2 rRNA genes are annotated in these 527 nt (G+C 45.4%); both read left to right on the top strand.

From position 1 onward, the window contains the following. Positions 1 to 112 (top strand): 16S ribosomal RNA (locus K5Q99_RS21975); the annotation flags it as partial. A 319-nt stretch (positions 113 to 431) separates the two neighbouring features. Further along, positions 432 to 527, top strand: a 23S ribosomal RNA gene (locus K5Q99_RS21970); the annotation flags it as partial.

The following is a 527-nucleotide window of genomic DNA, read 5'->3' as shown; positions in this document are numbered from 1 at the left end:
AGAAGTGGGTAGCTTAACCTTCGGGGGGGCGCTCACCACTTTGTGGTTCATGACTGGGGTGAAGTCGTAACAAGGTAGCCCTAGGGGAACCTGGGGCTGGATCACCTCCTTACCTATACGACTAACTCGATGTTTGCTGAGTGTTCACACAGATAACTTGTTCTTGTAGAGCGAGTGGCACGTCTTAACGACGATGCTTGTTCTTTAACAATTTGGAAAGCTGATAGTATTAAACACAATGATGTCTGTCGTTGTGTTGATACGAAAAAAGTTTAATGCGAAAGCATTGAACATTGAGTTCTCAAACACTTTATTAAGTGTCTTGAATATTCAAGTCTAAGGCGCGTCCACTTCTTTGGTCAGAAGTGAGACAAGTAAAACCAAGCTGGTCGCAATGCGACGCAGGTGAGTGAAACTCATTTGGGTTGTATGGTTAAGCGACTAAGCGTATACGGTGGATGCCTTGGCAGTCAGAGGCGATGAAGGACGTAGTAACTTGCGAAAAGCGTTGGCGAGCTAGTAACAAG

The sequence above is a fragment of the Shewanella hafniensis genome (genome assembly GCF_019655335.1).
Classification (GTDB): domain Bacteria; phylum Pseudomonadota; class Gammaproteobacteria; order Enterobacterales; family Shewanellaceae; genus Shewanella; species Shewanella hafniensis.
This window is presented reverse-complemented; position numbering and strand designations above follow the sequence as displayed.